This window comes from Corallococcus silvisoli (genome assembly GCF_009909145.1).
In the GTDB taxonomy this organism is placed as follows: Bacteria; Myxococcota; Myxococcia; order Myxococcales; family Myxococcaceae; genus Corallococcus; species Corallococcus silvisoli.
Window position 1 is genome coordinate 135,882 of sequence record NZ_JAAAPJ010000020.1, and the last position, 18,950, is coordinate 154,831.

16 protein-coding genes are annotated in these 18,950 nt (G+C 69.2%); 8 read left to right on the top strand and 8 right to left on the bottom strand.

Annotated features, from left to right (window positions below):
* Positions 1-8: 8 nt before the first annotated feature.
* Together GTY96_RS31950 and GTY96_RS31955 are read right to left on the bottom strand one after the other, a co-directional pair.
* Positions 9-437 carry a hypothetical protein gene (locus tag GTY96_RS31950; RefSeq protein WP_161666689.1) on the bottom strand — a complete coding sequence of 143 codons (429 nt, stop codon included), beginning with the start codon at positions 435-437 and terminating at the stop codon, positions 9-11.
* Between the two features lie 28 nt (positions 438-465).
* Positions 466-1,419, bottom strand: a complete 954-nt coding sequence (locus GTY96_RS31955; protein WP_161666690.1) for an alpha/beta fold hydrolase — start codon at positions 1,417-1,419, stop codon at positions 466-468.
* A gap of 194 nt (positions 1,420-1,613) precedes the next feature.
* Here GTY96_RS31955 and GTY96_RS31960 point away from each other — a divergent pair, with 194 nt between their 5' ends.
* The 3 genes from GTY96_RS31960 to GTY96_RS38040 all read left to right on the top strand — a co-directional run bounded on the left by GTY96_RS31960 (position 1,614) and on the right by GTY96_RS38040 (position 4,432).
* A complete protein-coding gene (locus GTY96_RS31960) occupies positions 1,614-2,249 on the top strand; it encodes a serine aminopeptidase domain-containing protein (RefSeq protein WP_143905886.1) in 636 nt (211 codons plus the stop codon).
* Between the two features lie 156 nt (positions 2,250-2,405).
* Entirely contained in the window at positions 2,406-4,220 is a 1,815-nt protein-coding gene (locus GTY96_RS31965; RefSeq protein WP_161666691.1) for a S8 family serine peptidase, read from the top strand.
* The gene (locus tag GTY96_RS38040) at positions 4,217-4,432 is read left to right on the top strand and encodes a DUF5818 domain-containing protein (RefSeq protein ID WP_143905891.1); all 216 of its coding nucleotides are present in this window, start codon (positions 4,217-4,219) and stop codon (positions 4,430-4,432) included. The genes GTY96_RS31965 and GTY96_RS38040 overlap by 4 nt, the downstream gene beginning before the upstream one ends.
* Before the next feature lie 30 nt (positions 4,433-4,462).
* Here GTY96_RS38040 and GTY96_RS31975 read toward each other — a convergent pair whose 3' ends face one another.
* The 6 genes from GTY96_RS31975 to GTY96_RS32000 form a co-directional block, all read right to left on the bottom strand.
* Positions 4,463-5,644, bottom strand: a complete 1,182-nt coding sequence (locus tag GTY96_RS31975) for a type II CAAX endopeptidase family protein (protein ID WP_328701076.1) — start codon at positions 5,642-5,644, stop codon at positions 4,463-4,465.
* 72 nt (positions 5,645-5,716) lie between these two features.
* A complete protein-coding gene (locus tag GTY96_RS31980; RefSeq protein ID WP_161666692.1) occupies positions 5,717-8,272 on the bottom strand; it encodes a 1-acyl-sn-glycerol-3-phosphate acyltransferase in 2,556 nt (851 codons plus the stop codon).
* 14 nt (positions 8,273-8,286) lie between these two features.
* The gene (gene argS, locus GTY96_RS31985; protein ID WP_143905894.1) at positions 8,287-10,008 is read right to left on the bottom strand and encodes an arginine--tRNA ligase; all 1,722 of its coding nucleotides are present in this window, start codon (positions 10,006-10,008) and stop codon (positions 8,287-8,289) included.
* A gap of 75 nt (positions 10,009-10,083) precedes the next feature.
* Positions 10,084-11,784, bottom strand: coding sequence for a hybrid sensor histidine kinase/response regulator (locus GTY96_RS31990; RefSeq protein WP_143905896.1), 1,701 nt, complete (start codon positions 11,782-11,784; stop codon positions 10,084-10,086).
* Between the two features lie 161 nt (positions 11,785-11,945).
* A complete protein-coding gene (locus GTY96_RS31995; protein WP_143905898.1) occupies positions 11,946-12,674 on the bottom strand; it encodes a HEAT repeat domain-containing protein in 729 nt (242 codons plus the stop codon).
* Between the two features lie 80 nt (positions 12,675-12,754).
* Positions 12,755-13,945, bottom strand: coding sequence for a DnaJ C-terminal domain-containing protein (locus GTY96_RS32000; RefSeq protein WP_143905899.1), 1,191 nt, complete (start codon positions 13,943-13,945; stop codon positions 12,755-12,757).
* A 119-nt stretch (positions 13,946-14,064) separates the two neighbouring features.
* Between GTY96_RS32000 and GTY96_RS32005 the strand changes: the two genes are divergently transcribed.
* From GTY96_RS32005 to fusA, 5 genes are all read left to right on the top strand, one after another.
* Positions 14,065-14,778 (top strand): hypothetical protein, encoded by a 714-nt coding sequence (locus GTY96_RS32005; RefSeq protein WP_407926992.1) that lies wholly within the window; start codon positions 14,065-14,067, stop codon positions 14,776-14,778.
* Positions 14,775-15,269, top strand: coding sequence for a ribosomal protein S18-alanine N-acetyltransferase (gene rimI, locus GTY96_RS32010; protein WP_143905903.1), 495 nt, complete (start codon positions 14,775-14,777; stop codon positions 15,267-15,269). Before GTY96_RS32005 ends, rimI begins: the two co-directional genes overlap by 4 nt.
* 222 nt (positions 15,270-15,491) lie before the next feature.
* Positions 15,492-15,863, top strand: coding sequence for a 30S ribosomal protein S12 (gene rpsL / locus GTY96_RS32015; RefSeq protein WP_014395857.1), 372 nt, complete (start codon positions 15,492-15,494; stop codon positions 15,861-15,863).
* 167 nt (positions 15,864-16,030) lie between these two features.
* Positions 16,031-16,501 carry a 30S ribosomal protein S7 gene (rpsG, locus tag GTY96_RS32020; RefSeq protein WP_014395858.1) on the top strand — a complete coding sequence of 157 codons (471 nt, stop codon included), beginning with the start codon at positions 16,031-16,033 and terminating at the stop codon, positions 16,499-16,501.
* Positions 16,502-16,654: 153 nt separating this feature from the next.
* Complete coding sequence (gene fusA, locus GTY96_RS32025) at positions 16,655-18,736, top strand: elongation factor G (protein ID WP_161666694.1); 2,082 nt, start codon at positions 16,655-16,657, stop codon at positions 18,734-18,736.
* Positions 18,737-18,950 lie beyond the last annotated feature (214 nt).

The window sequence follows — 18,950 nt, forward strand, 5'->3', positions numbered from 1 at the left end:
GGAGCTGATCACTTCGCGGGGGCGACGCGATCCGCGACGCGGTTGAAGACCTCATCGCCCCACACGAGGCTGGCCTCCACGAGCCGGTCGACGTCTTCCTTGAACTGCTGCTCCGCCGGCAACACACCGTACGTGCGGCTCAGGAAGAGGCTCTTGTTCTCAGTCTCGTAGTCCACCTTGCCGCCGCCGGCGTCCGTGCCGCGCTTCTCCTCGTCACGGAAGCCGTCGATGACGCCCGGGCGGGGCGCGTCGCGGAAGCGGTAGATGAGGGCGCTGACCTTCAGCGCCCCCGAGTCCTTCACGTGTTCGAAGTAGACCTGCGCTTCGCCGAGCGCGGCGCCGCCAAATCCCTTCGCGTTGAGCCCGGAGGCCTTCTCATCGCCTCCGTGGGCCCGGATGAATGACTGCACCAGTCGCTGGGCATCTTCGAGCGTCATACGTGCAGTCATAGCACAGCCTGCCTACTTAGAAATTGCCGGCGCGGGCCTGGTCGAACGGGACGCGCTTGTTCAGGTAGGTGTCGTTGATGTTGTGCGCGCCGGAGAAGATGCTCTTCTCGGAGAAGTAGTGGATCTTCGCGTCCTTGCCGGCGTGGCGGATGAGGTCCAGGGGGCCCTTGCCGCTGGTGCCCAGGCCAAAGATGCCCGGCACGGGGTCCTTGTCGTTGACGTAGTGGACGTACTTGGGGCCGTCCGGGTAGGTCGCCGCCGCGGCGCCGAAGGTCTCCACGGAGACCTTGCCCAGCTTCTCCTGCACCTGCGCGGGGGACAACCCGTCTTCGATGCGCAGCCGCTTGGCCACGTCGTTCAGCGCGCGCGAGGTGATGAGGCCGCCCTGGCTGTGGGCCATCAGGCTCACGTCACGGCCCGCCTTCAGCTCGTTGTAGAGGGAGTCCGCCAGCGTATCCACGGCCGGGTTCTTGCCCTTGTCCATCTTGTCCGTGATGCACTGGCCCAGGTCCTTGAAGAAGCCCTCGGTGGAGTTGTGGATGCCGATGGTCTTCTGGCCCGTCTTGTCCGCGATGGCCTGCAGCGTGGTCTCCTGGCCCGCCTTGTCCGTCATCATCCCGTTCACGTAGATGATGGTCCCGGGCGTCTTCACGCCGCCCTTCGGCTCATAGGCCGGGACCTGGCTCAGCGGGGTGCTGGCGTCGAACGCCTGGCCGCCCTTGCCCACCAGCTTGCCGTCGAACACCTTGTCCTTGGAGCCCGCCGGCGCGGTGAACACGCCCGTGGGGGCGGCGGTGCGGACCGCGCTGTTCGTCGCGCGCGCGTCGAAGCCGTCCTTCACCTGGTTGGCCGGCTTGGCCGTCACGGCGGCGGCCGGCTTCGCCGCGGGGGTCGCGGTGGTGGTCGGCGTCGTCGTCGTGGTGCGCGTGGCCGTGTTGATGGAGTTGCGACCGCTCCCGATGGTTCCCATGGCTTGAGGCTCCTGCGGATTTTTGAAGGGGGGGAAGGACAGTATGTTGCGTTGATCCATTCTCAGCCGAACCGTTGAAAAGTTGCGAGCAGGTCACGGAATGTGCGTAACGCGCCGCGTAGCCGGGCGTCCGAGAGGGGACGGCCCGAGTGAAGCGGCCCTGGTGTTCCGGGAGGGCGGATTATGGTGGGGGCATGGTCCAGAAAGGTCAGTTCCTGGAGCGGTCCACGCTCATCCCGGTAGGCACCGAGGGCTCGGTGATGGAGGGCACGGTGCACCGGGGCCAGCGCGCGCCGCCGCTGCTCATCCTCCCGCCTCGGCCGGAGGAGGGGGGCGGGATGGATCACGTCGTGGCGGCGGAGGTGGCCTTCGCGGTGGCGCGGGCGGGTTTTCCCACGCTGCGCTTCAACCACCGGGGGGTGGGGGCCAGCCAGGGCGTCCGGGGCTCCGGCGGGGCGCTGGTGGAGGACGCGGAAGCCGCGATGCGGGTGGCGCTGGAGAACGCGGGGACGGCCGCGCTCGCGGTGGCGTCGCTGCATGGCGGGGCGCGGGTGGCGCTGGCGCTCCAGGAGCGGCACCCGGCGGTGGGCGGACTGTGTCTGGTGGCGCCGGATGTGGACCCGTTGTCGCTCGTGCGACTGTCGTGTCCGCTGCTGGTGATTGTCGGGGCGCAGGACACCCGGCTGCCCCGTGCGGCGCTGGCCGCCGCTGTCGCCGAGGCCGGCGGGGATTTAGAGGTCATCGACGATGCGGGGGCCACGTTCCACCGCAACCTTCCGCAGGTGGGCCGGGCGGCGGCGGCGTGGCTCCAGCGGCTGGCGGGGGGGTAGGGCGGGGGTGCAAACCTCCGGACTTCTTCACGTTTCTTCACCCCGGCCGCCTTGCATGGCCGGCCGGGGGACGGACAGACTGGTGGGGCAGACCCAATCGTCCCGCCATTCGTTCGTAGTGGGTCTTCGAGGCGTCATCGTTCAAGGAGTATCCCGATGCGGATGAAGCGATGGAACGTGGTTCTCGCGGCGCTGGCCCTGTCGGCCTCGGCGTGTGCTTCTGCGTCGCGGGAGCCGGAGGTCCCGGCCGGGCAGGACGTGGCCGCCGCCGAGGCGGAGGTGGCCCGGGCCGTGGCGGAGGGCTCCGTCGACGTCGTGTCGAACGCCATCGTGGTGGACTTCAAGGACGGCACCACCAAGGCCCAGTTCGACGCCTGGGAGCAGGAGTGGGGGGTGGACCTGGAGTTCAACTCCCTGGAGGGCCCCAGCAATGGCATCACGCTGGCGGTGGGCGTGGGCAACGTGGAGGACGTGCTCCAGCGCATCCGCCAGAACCCCGCGGTGGAGTCCGCCGAGCCGCTCATGCAGGTGCGCACGAGCTACACGCCGAACGACCCCCAGTATGAGTCCCAGTGGAACCTCCGGATGATCGACATGCCGAAGGCCTGGGACGGCAACCGAGGCAAGGGCGTGGTGGTGGCGGTCATCGACACGGGCATCGCCTACGAGGACTACGGCGACTTCAAGCAGGTGCCGGACCTGAAGGGCGTGTCGTTCGTGAAGGGCTATGACTTCGTCAACGACGACGAGCACGCCAACGACGACCACGGCCACGGCACGCACGTGGCGGGCACCATCGCGCAGGCGACCAACAACGGCGAGGGCGTGGCGGGCGTGGCGTTCGACGCGACGTTGATGCCCCTGAAGGTGCTGAACCACTTCGGCAGTGGCACGACGGCGGACATCGCGGACGCCATCCGCTTCGCGGCGGACCACGACGCGAAGGTCATCAACATGTCGCTGGGCGGTGGCCTCTACTCCCAGGTCATGGCGAACGCGGTGGAGTACGCGCGCAAGAAGGGCGTCACCGTGGTGGCCGCGGCGGGCAACACCGGGCGCGGCCGGGTGGAGTTCCCCGCGGCATACCCGGGCGTGGTGGCGGTGGGCGCGGTGGGGCCGGACGGCACGCGCGCCCCCTATTCGTCCTACGGCAAGGAGTTGGACATCGCGGCGCCCGGTGGTGACAAGCGCCAGGGGGACTCGGGCGGCATCCTGCAGAACACCATCGACCCGCGCGACCCGTCGCGCTCCGTCTACGCCTGGTACCAGGGCACCAGCATGGCCGCCCCGCACGTGGCCGCCGTCGCGGCGATGCTCTACGGCGCGGGCGCCACCACTCCGGACGAGGTGGAGCAGGCGCTCTACGCCGGCGCGAAGGGGTCGGGGGACCGGGCCTGGTCGGAGCAGTATGGCCACGGTGTGCTCAACGCCAGCGCGTCGATGCAGGTGTTCACGGGCGGCTCGCCCCGCTGGCCCTCGCTGGGGTGGGCCGCGGCGCTGCTCGCGCTGGTGCTGCTCACGCTGCGCGGCCGCGAGCGTCCGGGCTACCTCAACGTGCTCTTCCGCCCGGCGTTCCTCGTGCCGCTGGTCCTCTCCACGGTGGGCTTCTTCTTCCTGCGCACCTGGTTCACGGGCGCTTCGGGGGCGGCTGGTGAGGTGGTGAGCGTGGCGTCGCTGCCCATCCCGGACTGGCAGCGCATCATCTTCGGCCGGAACACGGTGAGCCCTCTGTTCTACAGCGCGCTCATTCCCCTGGTGCTGTCGCTGCCGGCCATCGCGTGGCGGGGCTTCCGTCCGGCGGTGGGCGGACTGGCGCTCGGGTTCGCGGGCTTCCTGGCCTACGCGGCGTGGGTGGGCGCTCCGGCGCTGGCGTGGATGCCCTTCACCTTCCTGGCGAAGCCGTGGCTGGGCTTCAACACGGTGGTGTGCCTCGTCATCGCTCGCGCGATGCTCAAGCGGGAGGACGCGTGAAGCTCTCCGGCACGGTGCAGTACCAGGACCTCGAGGGCGGTGTGTGGGTCCTCAAGGCCGATGACGGCAAGACGTACCAGCTGGCCGGCGGCGACCGGAAGATCAAGAAGGACGGTCAGCGCATCTCCGCCGAGGGCAGCATCCAACGGGACACCGTCACCGCCGCCATGGTGGGGCCGGTGTTCCACGTCACCACGTACAAGGCGGACTGACGCGACGCCCGGGGGGACTCCTCCCGGGCCTCAGCGCGAGGGCTTCTTCTTGTCGGGAGGCCCATACGCCTCCGACTGCCGAAGCCGCTCCTCTTCGTAGCGTTCCATGGGGGCCTGGCCCTTGCGCACGGCCACTCGCAGCTGCTGCAGGGCCTTGCGCTCGGCCTGGAGGGCCGGATCGGCGTCCTTCTTCAGCGGCGTCACCGGGTGTTGGACGTCGTAGACGCTCAGCGATACGCCACGACCATCCACCACGGCCAGTCCCACCAGGGACAGCGTGGCCAGCAGCACCCACGGCAGGATCTGCACGGCGAAGAGGGGCACGGACTTCGTCGCGCGCACCTCCTCGTCCCCCGCTGGGGCTCCGCGTCCCCAGATGGAGGGGAAGTGTTGGGACGCGGCGCGCAGGCCCAGCAGCGCGGACCACCCCACGAGCGCCAGCCCCAGCACGGCCCGCCAGTCCGTCACGTCATCCGTCCCCGCGTCCTTCGCCAGCCCCGAGTGCGTCGCGGCGAGGAACAGCGCCGATGAGACGATGTTGTTGGCCGCGTGCGCGGCGATGCCGGGCCACAGCGAACCGGTGCGCAGGAAGAGCCAGCCGAACAGCAGTCCCAGCTCCACCCGCGCGAGGAAGCCCACGGGATCCAGGTGGAACGCGCTGAACACCACGGAGGTGATGATCAACGCACGCCAGGGCGACGCGGGGGCCGGCGGAGTCAGTGCGCGCTGGAAGAGGCCGCGGAAGAAGAACTCCTCGCACAGCGGCGCGGCCACGGAGACGCCGCCCAGGAGCAGGGCCAGCTCCACGGGCGTCTGCCCCTCGAAGAGGCGCGAGGCGTCGAACATCTCCCGCACCCATGCGGGGGCCACCCACTGGGCCAGGAACTGGATGGGCACCACCACGGCGAAGAAGTTCGCCACGCCCAGCAGGAAGCCGAACAGCGCCGGAGGCCCCAGGAACGGCGTGAGGCCGGTGTACACGGTTGGCCGGAACCCCGCCTGGCGCAGGACCACCCACGCGAGTCCCAGGAAGATGAACACCTCCGTGAACCACACGCCGAAGGCGGGGTTGAGCAACTGGGTGACCGCCCCCAGCGTGATGAACATGCCGAAGGCCACCGCCGCGGCGAGCACGGGGTGGGGCGCGTCCAGGGGGGCCACCGCGGGAGGCTCCGGCGACCGAGGTTCGCTGGGAGGAGAGGCTTCGTCCACCGTGTCGTCTCCTGCCCCTTCCGCCAGGGCGGAGGCTCGGGTGCCGCGTTCGCTTCGGGTTGTCGGGGGACTTCAGCCCCGGTGGAGGTAGCCGCGGATCTCGTCCGCGAGCGGGTTCTTCCGGGGCAGCTCCGCCGCCGTGGCAGGGTCGCCCATGCGCAGCTTCTTGTCCTCTTCCACGAGGATTCGCTGATCCAGCAGGTACTCCACCGCGTTCTCGAGCGTCGTCTTCGCCAGCGACTCGGCGGCGGTGATGCGGCCGGCGTTGTACTCGCCGCGCCCCGTCTCCAGCGCCAGCTTGACGAAGGACTTGCGGTCGGTGGCCACGCCCGCGGCCACGTCGGGCAGCGTCATGGCCGCCAGCAGGTAGGCCTCCAGGAAGTCGCGCAAGAGGTCCGCGAGGAACTCCAGGTCCGGCTGGGCGTGGGCCTCCGGTGCGCGCGTGAGCGTGTCGCCCTCCTGGATGACCAGGCCCATGCGCACGAGCCGCTCCACGCACTCGCCGAAGATGGTGTCGAAGGACGCGCCCACCCGGTAGATGAACTCCACCTTGAAGAGGCGCGACAGGAACAGCGCGCGGGCCTTCACGGTGTCGTAGGGCGCGGGCGTGCCCGCGAGCAGCGCGTTGGCCACCAGGCTGCGCGCGGCCACCAGGTTCATCAGCGTGTTCTTGTAGAAGGACATCTCCGGACGGCGCGAGTCCTCCACCTGATAGCTGACCTCGCCTCGCGCCTCCTGCGTGCGCACCATCTCGTCGGAGATGAACTCACGCATCGCGTCCTGGATGGGGCCCAGCGTCTCCGGGTTGCTCGGCGCGTTGGCCAGCTCCTTGGACAGCCGCGCGCCGTCCTCGGAGGCGATGCGGCGCAAGAGGCTGATCCGGTCGGTGAGCTCGCGCTGGGTGAGGCCGCGCCGGCGGTGGGCCAGCAGCGACGCGCTCACCAGCGCATGCGGCGTGACGGTGGATACCTTGCTGATGCCGTACATCACGCGGTTGCCCAGCGCGCGGACCAGGCCCTTCTTCTGCTCGTCCGTCACCCCCTCCTGGGGCGACAGGCCACGCGCCTTCATGAACTCCACCAGCGACAGGGGCTCGTCGAAGGTGAGGTGGATGCGGCCGTAGCGCGCCGCCAGCACCTTGGGCGTGCTCAGCAGGGCCTTCAGGTCCTCCGGCTTCTTCTCGCCACCGGCCAGCTCCTTCGAATAGCTGCCGGACTCCACCACCTTCTCGTAGTCGATGGAGACGGGCACGAAGTAGAGGTCGTTGCGCGCGCCGTCCAGCACCGCCTCCACCTGCCACGTGAGCATGCCCAGCTTGGGCGTGAGCAGCTTGCCCGTGCGCGAGCGTCCCCCCTCGGGGAAGAACTCCTGGTGGATGCCGTCGTGCACCAGCTTCTTGATGTACGCCTTGAAGGACGCGGCGTAGACCTTGTCGCCCTTGAACGAGCGGCGCAGGAAGAACGCGCCGCAGCGGCGGAACATCGGGCCCAGGGGCCAGAAGGACAGGTTCGCGCCCGCAGCCACCAGCGGCGCCGTGTAGCCCCGGTTCCAGAGCACCCAGCTCATCACCAGGTAGTCCACGTGACTCTTGTGGCTGGGGCAGAGCACCACCGGGGCCTTGCCCGCCGCCTTGAGCGCGCGGTGCAGGCCCGCCTCGTCCACGCCGATGCCGTCGTAGATGCGGTTGAACACCCACTCCAGCACCGGCGCGATGAGGGCCAGCACGGAGGGGTTGGGCTTGGCCGCGATGGCCTCCAGGTTGCGCTTCGCCTCGCGCTGCACGCTCGCGGGCTTGCGGCCGGTGGCGGCGGCGTGCTCGTCCAGCACCTTGCGCAGCTGGCGGTCGCGCAGCGTCTCCTCGATGAGCCGGTCCGTGGGCTTCTGCGGCGGGCCGAACACCGCGCGCGTCTCCCGGGCCAGGTACACGTGCAGCGCGCTTCGCACCTTGCGCGCCAGCACCTCGTCGGTGGCCTGCGGGTTCTCCTCGATGAAGCGGCGCAGATCGATGGGCTCTCCCACGCGGAACTGCGCGCGCTTGTAGTTGCGGAAGAACGCCACCATGGAGTGCACGAAGCCCGGCGCCTCGGGGCTGCCGAACACCACGTCCCGCCAGCCCGGCTTGAGCTTCGCGGCGCGCTTCTCCCAGACGAACAGCTCCGGCACCAGGAACACCGGCCGCTCGGAGCTGCGCGCCAGCCGCACCAGGGCGGGGAAGGGGTCCTCGCGCGTCTCCTTGCCGGAGGCGTGCAGGAGCGCCGTGCGGCGCAGGAACACCAGCCCGCTGCCGCCCTGCTCGCCGGCGTAGCGGAAGCGCTCCTCCACCGCGCCGCCCTGGGCCGTCTGGCGCCAGGGCCGGGTGAACCACGGCCGCAGGTTCACCACCGCGCGGATGGGCGGCATGGCCCGGCGGACCATCGCCCACGCGATGTAGAGGAAGTTGATCCAGGCGGTGGTGCGCATGACGTGCACCACGAAACCCCGGGCGCTGAGCGCACGCAGCTCGTTCTCGGCCTCGGGGGGGAAATGCACCCCGTCGAAGTACCGTGCCCCGAGCACCCGGGACATGGGACCGAATTCCTCCTTCAAGGCCTCTCCTTGCGTCACGGTCTGCGCCAGCGCGGTGTCCACGGCAGCCCCCCAGGCTACATGTTTTCCGGCGTCGGGATCCCGAGCAGTGTCAGGCCCGCGGCCAGGGTGATGCGCGTCGCGTCCGTGAGGGCCAGGCGGGCCGCGCGCACTGCGTCATTCCCCTCCACGAGGATGCGCTTCTCCTTCTCCTTGTTTCCGGCCGTGTAGTAGCGGCTGTACGCCGACGCCACGTCCAGCAGCAGGCGCGCGACCAGGCTGGGCTCGTACTGCTCCGCCGCCGCCTTCACCACGTCTGGCAGCCGCGTCAGCTCACGCACCAGGGCCTGCTCCTCCGGAAGGGTCAGCAGCGCGGGATCATAGCTCGCCGGCACGCCGCCGCCCTTGCGCAGCACGTTGGCGCTCCGGGCGTGCGCGTACTGGAGGTACGGGCCGGTGTGCCCCTCCAGGCTCGTCACCTCGTCCCAGTCGAAGGTGTAGTCGCTGGCGCGGTTGTGCTTCAGGTCGCCGAAGACGATGGCGCCCAGGCCGATCTGCTCCGACAGCGCGTCGGCGTCAGCCGTCTCCAGGTTGCCCTGGGCGATGTTCTCCTTCACGCGCTCGAGCACGCGCTCCTTCGCCTCGTCCAGGACCTGCGACAGCTCCACCACTTGGCCCTTGCGCGTGCTCATGCCGTGGATGCGGCCGAACGGCACGTGGATGCACCGGTCCGCCCACGGCTGCCCCATCTCCTTCAGGGTGCGGAACACCTGCCGGAAGTGCAGCGCCTGGTCCTGCGCGACGACGTAGAGCGACTTGTCGAAGTTGAAGCGCGCGTGGCGGTCCTCGGCGGCGGCCAGGTCGCGCGTGGCGTAGAGCGTGCTGCCATCGTTCTTCTTGAGGAGCACGGGCGGCTCCCCGTCCGCGTAGGGCATGTCCACGATGAGCGCGCCCTGGGACTCCTTCACGCCGGGCTTCTGGGCGATCTGCTCGATGACCGCGTCCATCCGCCCCTGGTAGCGGCTCTCGCCTTCGATGTGCTCGAAGTCGATGCCCATGCGCGCGTACACGTGCTTGAAGCCCTTGAGGCTCGTCTCGCGGAACTGGTTCCAGAGCTTCATCGCCTCCGGCTCGCCTGCCTCCATGCGGCGGAAGAACTCGCGGGCCTTCTCGTCGAAGGCGGGGTCTTCCCCGGCGCGCTTGTTGGCCTGGACGTAGACCTGGACCAGGTGCGCCATGTCGTCGATGCGCGCCGGATCGCCGTACTCCTGGAAGCCCACGGCCACGAGGCCGAACTGCTTGCCCCAGTCACCCAGGTAGTTGATGCCCTCCACGCGCCAGCCCAGCGCGCGGTAGAGGTTCGCGATGCAGTGGCCCAGGAACGTGGTGCGGATGTGGTGGAAGCCAATGGGCTTGGCGATGTTGGGCGACGAGTAGTCGATGACCACCGTCTTGCCCTTGCCGTCCTCCGCGTCGCTGCCATACGCGACGCCCGCGAGGCGCACGCTGTCGATGACCTCCTGGGTGAAGGGGAGGGGAAGGAAGCGCGCGTTGACGTACGGGCCGACGGCCTTCACCTCCAGGCCGGGCACCTGGATCGTCTGCGCGAGCGACGCGGCGATGGCGGGCGGCGCCTTCTTCTGCGCCTTGGCGAGGGGGAAGGTGGCGAAGCTCAGGTCGCCGTGCGCGGGGTCCGCGGGCTTGACCTGGGGCTCGATGTCAGCGGCGGGGACACCCAGGGCCCCGGCCAGGGCCTGGGCGAACGCTGCGCGGTAGCGGGAATAGACGGATGTGCTCATGGACCGCGCGGATACTAGCCAAGGCGGGGCATCTTCCGGCCACCTCTTCTGCGCGGAAGGTGCTCGGGGCGCCGTTCAGGGCACCGCGGGGCCGCGGCTCTTGGGGCGCACCACCGAGGCCACGGTGTCCAGCAGCTTGGGCAGCTTCAGCGGCTTTTCGAAGTAGCCGTCGATGCGGTCCGGCCCTTCACCCGAGGTGAGGGACGCGACATCGCTGGCCCCGGAGATGATGTAGACGACCACGTCCGCCAGGGACTCCGTGGTGCGGATGTAGTGGAGCACGGACCGGCCGTCCTCGCCGGAAAGCCGCAGGTCCAGCAGCACCATGGCCGGCCGGATGTGGGACAGGATGGAGCGTGCCTCGGCGGCGCCGGACGTGGCCATCACCCGGTAGCCCTCCTGTTCCAGCACCTGCTCCAGCACCTCGCGGCAGTCCACGTCGTCCTCCACCAGGAGGATGCCGCCCGCCTTGGGCGCGGCCTGGTTGATGTCCGGGGCGCTCACCGCGCTCGCGAACAGGGGCAGGACGATCTGGAAGGTGCTGCCCTCGCCCAGGATGCTGGAGGCGTCCACGCGGCCGCCGTGCAGGGCGACGATCTTCGCGACCAGGGGCAGGCCCAGGCCCGCGCCGGGGGGGCGCGGCATGCCCGGCTGCGCGCGGTAGAACGAGTCGAAGACGTGCTCCAGCGCCTCGGCCGTCATGCCCTGGCCGGAGTCCTTCACGGTCAGGGTGCCCAGGCCCTCGCTGGAGGCGACACTCACCTCGACGACGTCGTCCGTCTCGCTGTGGTGGATGCCGTTCTCGACGAGGTTGTGGATGGCCTCGGAGATGCGCTCGCGGTCGCCCCGGACGAACACCTCCGGACAGGGCGGGATCACCACGCGCACGCGGCTGTGCTCGGCGACCGCGCCCAGCCCCCGCACCACCTCTTCCGCCACGGCCTTGAGGCCGAAGGGGCGCTGGTTGAGCTGCATCTTCCCGGATGAGAGCCGGGACATCAGCACCAGGTCGTTCACCTGCTGGAGGAGCCGGTCCGCGTTGCGATCGCAGATCTGCACCGCGCGGCGCTGTCCGTCCGTCAGCGTGCCCAGCTTCTCCCGGCCCAGCATGGCCAGGTAGGCCTTGATGGTGGTGAGCGGGTTCTTCAGGTCATGGGACACATTGCCGAGCAGCTCCTCGCGGTTCTGCTCCAGGCTCTTGAGCCCCGCGATGGCCGTCTGCAGGTCCTTGTTGCGCCGGGCGCTGTCGTCGCGCAGCCGGGCCACCTCGTAGGCGGCGGTGAGCTGCGACGCCAGCGACTGCATCAGGACGTCGGACGCCTTCCTCCGGGCCCCCAGCACCACGAGCACGCCCGTCACGCCCTGCGGCCCCTCCAGGGGCACGGCGACAGTGTCGTCCTCGCGCAGGAGCACCTTGTCGGTGAAACACCGGCCCACCACGCCCTCACCGGGGACGGCGGCGGTGACGCGCTCGTCGTAGCGGCCCCGCACGTGCTCCACATGCAGCTGGTTGCGCGACGGGAAGTGGCGCGCGACGTAGCAGACCTTCGGCTTGAGCAGCGCGTGGAGCGTCTGGAGCTGGGCGCGCAGGGCCTCCGTGGGGCCCGCGTTGTCGGTGAGCTGGCGACCCATCTCCAGCAGGGCCTGCGCGGCCGCGTCCGTGTCCACGGGAGGCGGGGGCTTCACCGCTCGTTTCGGCGGGGCCTTCTTCACGGTGGTGGCGGGGCGCAGCGGGACGACCTCTGCGAGCTGCGGACCCTTCTTCTTCGATGGCACGCGTGAATCCTGCTTCATGTCTCACGTGGGAGGGAACCGCACCGAAGCCAGGCGTCCTCCGCCGACCGGGCCCGTGTCATCTGCCCGACAGCCTTCCATCCCCCCATGCCCGGCGGCCTGCTTCCCGCCGGGGCTTGAATCCAAGGACTTCTGGATTTGCTTCAGGGCCGGCGCTGGATTCGGCCGTCCTTGTCCAGGCTGTAGGGATCCACGAGGGCGGCCTGCACCTTCTCCTGGAAGCCCTGCACCACGAAGCCGCTCTCCGCCAGGGCGCCCAGCGCCGCCGTCTGCACGCGGCGCGCGGTCTCCTCGGAAGTGAGCAGCTTGAGCAGGGGCTCGCGCGCCGGCTCGTGCTTCAGGGGGCCCAGGACGTTGATGGCGGCGATCTTCACGTCGTCGGACATGTCCTCCAGGAAGGGGAGGACGGCCGGGGCCACGCGCGGATCCTGCTTGCCCAGCACGTGGTGGAGCAGGACGACCTTCTTCTCCGGGTCGCGCGTGTAGCGGGAAGACAGGTGTTGGAGCGTGTCGGCGATGACGCCCATCAGCGCGTCCTCGGGCAGCAGCTCCTGCAGGATGCGCAGCGCCCAGGAGGTGGCCTGATCGCCCTGCTTGAGGAAGGCGCTCACCGGCGCGACGGCATCCTGGCCGAAGTGCTTGATGAGCTCGTAGGTGTGCTCCTTCTCATCCGCGTCGGTGGTGAGCGGGTCCACGGTGATGGTGAACCGGCTGAGCAGCACCGTGACGGCCTCGGGGTACTTCATCTCCCCCAGCTGCTGAAGGGCCTTCTGCCGCGTGGATGGCTCCCCGTACTTCTGGGTCACCTTGGACTTGAGCTTGAGGGCTTTTTCGGGGCCCGAGCCGCCCGTGAGGAAATCGAAGAGACCCATAGGTACGTACCCGCTCCGGATTCGGAAGGTGGAGGCGCCATGTAGGACGGTGCGCCTTCGAGGACAAGTGGCAACGACAACTACAACGTCAGCTCCCGGCGCACGTCGCCCCGGTAGCCACGAGACAACGTTTCCGCGGCGGCTCGGACCTCGTCGGTGGCCTCCTCGGGGACCTTGACCTGGAGGAGCAGGTACATGTCGCCCGGTGTTCCTCCCCGGAGCGACGGCACGCCGCGCCCCTTGAGCCGCATCTTCCGACCGGACTGCGAACCCGGGGGCACCTTCAGCGTCACCTCGCCCTGGAACGTGGGCACGCGCACCTCGCCGCCCAGCATCGCCTCCGCCACCGTCACCGGCAGGTCCAGGTAGAGGTCATCGCCTTCGCGGCGCACCAGCGGGTGCTCGGCCACCTCCGTCTCGATGTAGAGGTCCCCGGGAGGGCCGCCATGGACGCCCGCCGCGCCCTGACCGGCCAGCCGCACCTTGGAGCCCGTCAGCACGCCCGCCGGGATCTTCACCGTCAGCCGGGTCGTCTCTTCCTTGATGCCGCTGCCGCCACACTGGGGGCAGGGCTCTGGTGCCTTCCCACTGCCCCGGCAGGTGGGGCACACGCCCGAGCCACCGAACACGGCCCCGCCTCGCCGCGAACGGCCCGTGCCGTTGCAGGTGGGGCACGTCACCAGCTTCCCGGTGTTGCCCTCGCCATGGCACCGCGAGCAGCGGCCCGGGCGCTGGAGGGAGAGGGTGCGCTCGGTGCCGGAGACGGCCTCCGCCAGGGAGATCTGCACGCGGGTCGTGAGGTCGTCGCCCCGCTCGGCCGCAGTCGCCCGGCTGCCGCCCCGACCCCGGCCGAAGAGGTCGTTGATGTCGAAGCCGCCGGCGCCCCCACCGCCGCCGCCCCCGCCCGAGCGCCCGAAGATGTCGTTGAAGAGGTCCCCCAGGTCCACGCCCTCGGTGCTGAAGGGGATGCCACCGCCCCCACTCCCGCCGGCTGCCTGGGCCGCGCGGTACTGGCGGTAGGCCGCGGCCTTCTTCTCGTCGAAGCCGATCTTCTCCGCGTCCTCGCCGAACTCGTCGTAGAGGGCGCGCTTCTTCGGGTCGCCCAGCACTTCGAAGGCGGTGTTGACGCGCTTGAACTTCTCCTCCGCTCCCTTGTCTCCGGGGTTGACGTCCGGGTGGTGCTGGCGTGCCAGCTTCCGGAAGGCCTTCTTGAGCTCGTCCGCGGAGGCTGTCCGTGGCACGCCCAGAATCTGGTAGTAGTCGTCCGCCATAGGTTTTTTGCCGTGCAGTACCCGACAAGGAAGAACGTAACCAGCGGGGCGGTGAGCGCCAGCATGGGATGTCGGGACAGGGCCGCGATGGTTACAGTCGCCGGAAGATGAGGAAGGCCATGCCAGCACCGCGCGCCCGCCGGGCGGCCCCCTTATGGCTGATGTACGGGCTGCTGGGCACCTCCTTCGGGGCCGGCAGGGCCGCTCAGCCCCTGGTCCCCTCCACCGTGGAAGAGGGCCGGATGATGGACCGCGTCGTGGCGGTCATCGAGGGCCAGGTCCTCACCCAGAGCGAACTGGAGATGGAGGCGCGGGTGGCGCTGATCCAGCGGGGCGCCGTCCAGGCCGCCGCCCTGCCGCTGGACGAGCAGACGCTCCAGGGAGCCCTGGAGCTGTCCATCAACCAGCGCCTCCAGGTCCTCAGCGCGGACCGGCTCCAGGCCTTTCCGGCCGAACCCGCGGAGGTGGAGGCTCGCCTGGACGCGTTCCGGGCGCGGCTGGGAGGGGAGGCGGGGCTCCAGCGTTTCCTGACCCGGCATGACGTGAGGCGCGACGCGCTCCTGGGCGTGCTGGCACGCGGACTCCGGGCGGAGCGAATCCTGGACAGCCGGGTTCGGTTGAAGGCACAGGTGAGCGAGGCGGAGGTGCGCCACCATTATGACGCGCACCGGGACCTGTACCCCGGTGAGTTCGACCAGGCGGCGCGCACGGCGATCCGCGAGGAGCTGGTCCGGGCGCGATATGGCACGCTGGCGGCCCAGGCCCTGGCTGAAGTACGCAAGTCGGCGCAGGTGCGGCGGGTGGCGCCCTTCGCGCGGGAGGCACGGCGATGAGACGGCTGCGGGAGGACGGGACTCCCGAAAAGGCGCAGGGTTTCGTCATCCGGCAGATGACCCTGGACGACATGCCGGCGGTGATGGCGCTGGAGAAGGCGTCCTTCAAGAACCCCTGGTCCACGGAGCTGCTCGGACGCGAGCTCCAGCACGACTGGTCCACCATCCTCCTGGTGGAGGAGCCGCTGCCCGAGGGCGGCGTGGCCCTCCTGGGGCTCGCCATCTTCTGGATCGTCCACGACGAGGTCCATGTCCTCAACGTCGCCACCGCCCCGGTCCATCGCCGGCGGGGCGTCGCCCGCACCGTGATGGAGGAGGTCCTGCGCCGGGGCGTCGCGCGCCGCTGCTCCCTGGCCACCCTGGAGGTGCGCCGGGGCAACGAGTCCGCCCTCAACCTCTACCGCTCGCTGGGCTTCCGGCCTGTCGGAGTCCGCCCGAACTACTACGCGGACGAGGGCGAGGACGCGATCGTGATGGTCCTCGACTTCTAGGGGCGTAAGGGAGTAGAGCGTCCGACCGTCGTCGCAGTCCCAGGTTTTTCGGGTGTCGGGGAAATACGCCCGGGTCCTCTGGCCGGTTCAGGCCCAGGGGCAGGCCATGCTTGACACCCGGGGGGCCCTCCCTATACTCGCGGGCCTTTTGTGTAGCCTGTAGGTAGATATGCTCCGCATTCGTGTAGCCGGACGCGGGGTTCCCACGAAGAAGAGGTTTCAGTGCCGACCATCAGCCAGCTCGTCCGCAAGGGCCGCGAGAAGCTCAACATCAAGGGCAAGAGCCCTGCCCTGAAGGAGTGCCCCCAGAAGCGCGGTGTGTGCACGCGCGTCTACACCACGACCCCGAAGAAGCCGAACTCGGCCCTCCGCAAGGTGGCCCGCGTGCGTCTGACCAACGGCATCGAGGTCACCTCCTACATCCCCGGCGTGGGTCACAACCTCCAGGAGCACTCGGTGGTCATGATCCGCGGTGGCCGTGTGAAGGACCTCCCGGGTGTTCGCTACCACATCATCCGCGGCACGCTGGACTCCGTGGGCGTTGCCGGTCGCAAGCAGAGCCGTTCGAAGTACGGCGCGAAGCGTCCCAGCTAGTCGGTCCCCGCGCGTCGTTGGCGCGGAACACCTTCGCTGTCATTGAAGCAGTGTCGGACGCTGGCCCCACACCCTGGGGAGTGTCCCTGGAAGTCACAAGCCATTCTTGAAGCCCCGTACAAGGCTTCCCTCGGGTGAGGGGAGTGGGGCGTAAGGGAAGAGAAGAGATGCCTCGTCGTCGCGTAGTCGCCAAGCGGAAGATCCTCCCGGACCCGAAGTTCCAGGACCGGCTCGTCACCAAGTTCGTCAACGACCTGATGCGCAAGGGGAAGAAGTCCATCGCGGAGGGCGTTTGCTACGGCGCCTTCGCCCTCATGGAGGAGCGCGCGAAGGAAGACCCCCTCAAGACGTTCAAGAAGGCCCTGGACAACGTCAAGCCCGTGCTCGAGGTGAAGAGCCGCCGAGTCGGTGGCGCCACCTACCAGGTGCCCGTGGAGGTCCGTCAGGATCGCCGCGTCGCGCTGGGCATGCGCTGGATCATCTCCTACGCCAAGGCGCGCGGTGAGAAGACCATGCAGGAGAAGCTGGCCGGCGAGATCATGGACGCCGCCAACAACCGCGGCAACGCGGTGAAGAAGCGTGAAGACACGCACAAGATGGCGGAGGCGAACAAGGCCTTCGCGCACTACCGCTGGTAGGTCCCGTCAGGGGCTTCGCGGTCGCCGCCCGGATGCGCTGCTTGGCGTCCGGGCGGTTTTGTTTGTCAGGCTGGCAGGATCTTTGAGATGTCCGGTGGGTGGGTGACGCGGGCCGCTTCGGTCCATCCCGCCCTTCCAGGAAGGAACTGAATCATGGCCCGTGAGTTCCCCCTCGAGCGCTATCGCAACATCGGCATCATGGCGCACATCGATGCCGGCAAGACGACCACCACCGAGCGGATCCTGTTCTACACAGGCGCCATCCACAAGATGGGCGAGGTGCACGAAGGCACCACCACCACGGACTGGATGGTGCAGGAGCGCGAGCGCGGCATCACCATCACGTCCGCCGCCATCAGCGCCTTCTGGGAGCGGTCGGGTCAGCGCTACCGCGTGAACATCATCGACACGCCGGGGCACGTGGACTTCACCATCGAGGTGGAGCGCTCGCTGCGCGTGCTCGACGGCGCCATCGCCGTGTTCGACGCGGTGAACGGCGTGGAGCCGCAGTCGGAGACGGTGTGGCGCCAGGCGGACCGCTACAAGGTCCCGCGCATCTGCTTCATCAACAAGATGGACCGGGTGGGTGCGGACTTCGAGATGTCCGTCGGCACCATCCGCGAGAAGCTGGGCGCGCGCCCCGTGCGCATGCAGCTGCCGCTGGGCAGCGAGGACAAGCTCAAGGGCGTCATCGACCTGGTCCGGATGAAGGCGCTCGTGTTCCAGGAGCAGGAGCAGGGCAGCCGCTTCGACGTCGTGGACATCCCGGAGGACTACCGCGCGGCCGCGGACACCGCGCGCGGGGAGCTGCTGGAGGCCGCGGCGGAGCAGGACGACGCGCTGACGGAGAAGTTCCTCGAGGGCCACGAGCTGACCGAGGACGAGGTGCGCGGCGCCATCCGCAAGGGCTGCGTGGGGCTGAAGCTGTTCCCCGTGTTCTGCGGCTCGGCGTTCCGGCACAAGGGCGTGCAGCCGCTGCTGGACGCGGTGGTGGACTACCTGCCCAGCCCGCTGGACATCCCGCCGGTGCACGGCAAGACGCCAAAGGGCGAGGACGCCATCCGCGAGACGCGCGACGACGCGCCCTTCAGCGCGCTGGCGTTCAAGATCATGAACGACCCGTCCTTCTCCTCGCAGACGCTGACGTTCCTGCGCGTCTACTCGGGGAAGCTGGAGGCGGGCACGGCGGTGTGGAACTCCGTGAAGGGCAAGCGCGAGCGCGTCAGCCGGCTCGTGCAGATGCGCGCGGACAAGAAGGACGAGCTCACCGAGTGCTACGCCGGTGACATCTGCGCGGTGGTGGGCCTGAAGCTCGCGAGCACGGGCGACACGCTCTGCGACGACAAGCAGCAGATCATCCTGGAGCGGATGGAGTTCCCCGAGCCGGTCATCGACATCGCCATCGAGCCGAAGTCCACCGCGGACCAGGACAAGATCATCCAGGCGCTGCAGCGGCTGGCCATGGAGGACCCGTCCTTCCGCGTGCGCACCAACGAGGAGACGGGCCAGACGCTCATCGCCGGCATGGGCGAACTGCACCTGGAGATCATCGTCGACCGGCTCCTGCGTGAGTTCAAGGTGGACGCGAACATAGGCAAGCCGCAGGTGGCCTACCGCGAGACGGTGACGGCGACGAAGACGGCCGAGGGCAAGTACATCCGCCAGGCGGGGGGCAAGGGCCAGTACGGCCACATCAACCTGCGCGTGTCGCCCAACGAGCCCGGCAAGGGCTTCGAGTTCGTCAACAGCATCACCGGCGGTGCCGTGTCGAAGGAGTTCGTGGACGCCGCGCGCGACGGCGCGAAGGAGGCCATGCAGAACGGCCCCGTGGCGGGCTACCCCATGGTGGACGTGAAGGTGGAGGCCTACGACGGCTCCATGCACGACGTGGACTCGTCGGAGATGGCGTTCAAGATCGCCGGCTCCATGGCCTTCAAGGACGCGGTCCGCGCGGCCACCCCGGTCCTCCTGGAGCCCATCATGGCCACGGAGGTCGTCACCCCGGAGATGGCCATGGGCGACGTCATTGGCGACCTGAACGGCCGGCGCGGGAAGATCCTGGGCATGACCCCCCGGCCTGGCGGCGTGCAGGCCATCCAGGCGGAGGTGCCCCTGGCCGCCATGTTCGGGTACTCGACCGACCTGCGGAGCAAGAGCCAGGGAAGGGCGACCTACACCATGCAGTTCAAGCACTACGCCCCGGCGCCCAAGTCAGCGCTCAACCCGAGCTACTGACTTCCCGCCAGGTGGGGAGGCCGCCGGGCGAATTGTGTTGACCTTCTAGCGGCTTTGAAGCACACGCAGCACCCCTCGGAAGTTCTCTCGAAGTCCTAGACCGCCGGAGTTGCACCGGCGACGTCGTGAGGAGCGGTTCATGTCCAAGGAAAAGTTCGATCGCAGCCTGCCCCACGTGAACATCGGAACGATTGGGCACGTGGACCACGGCAAG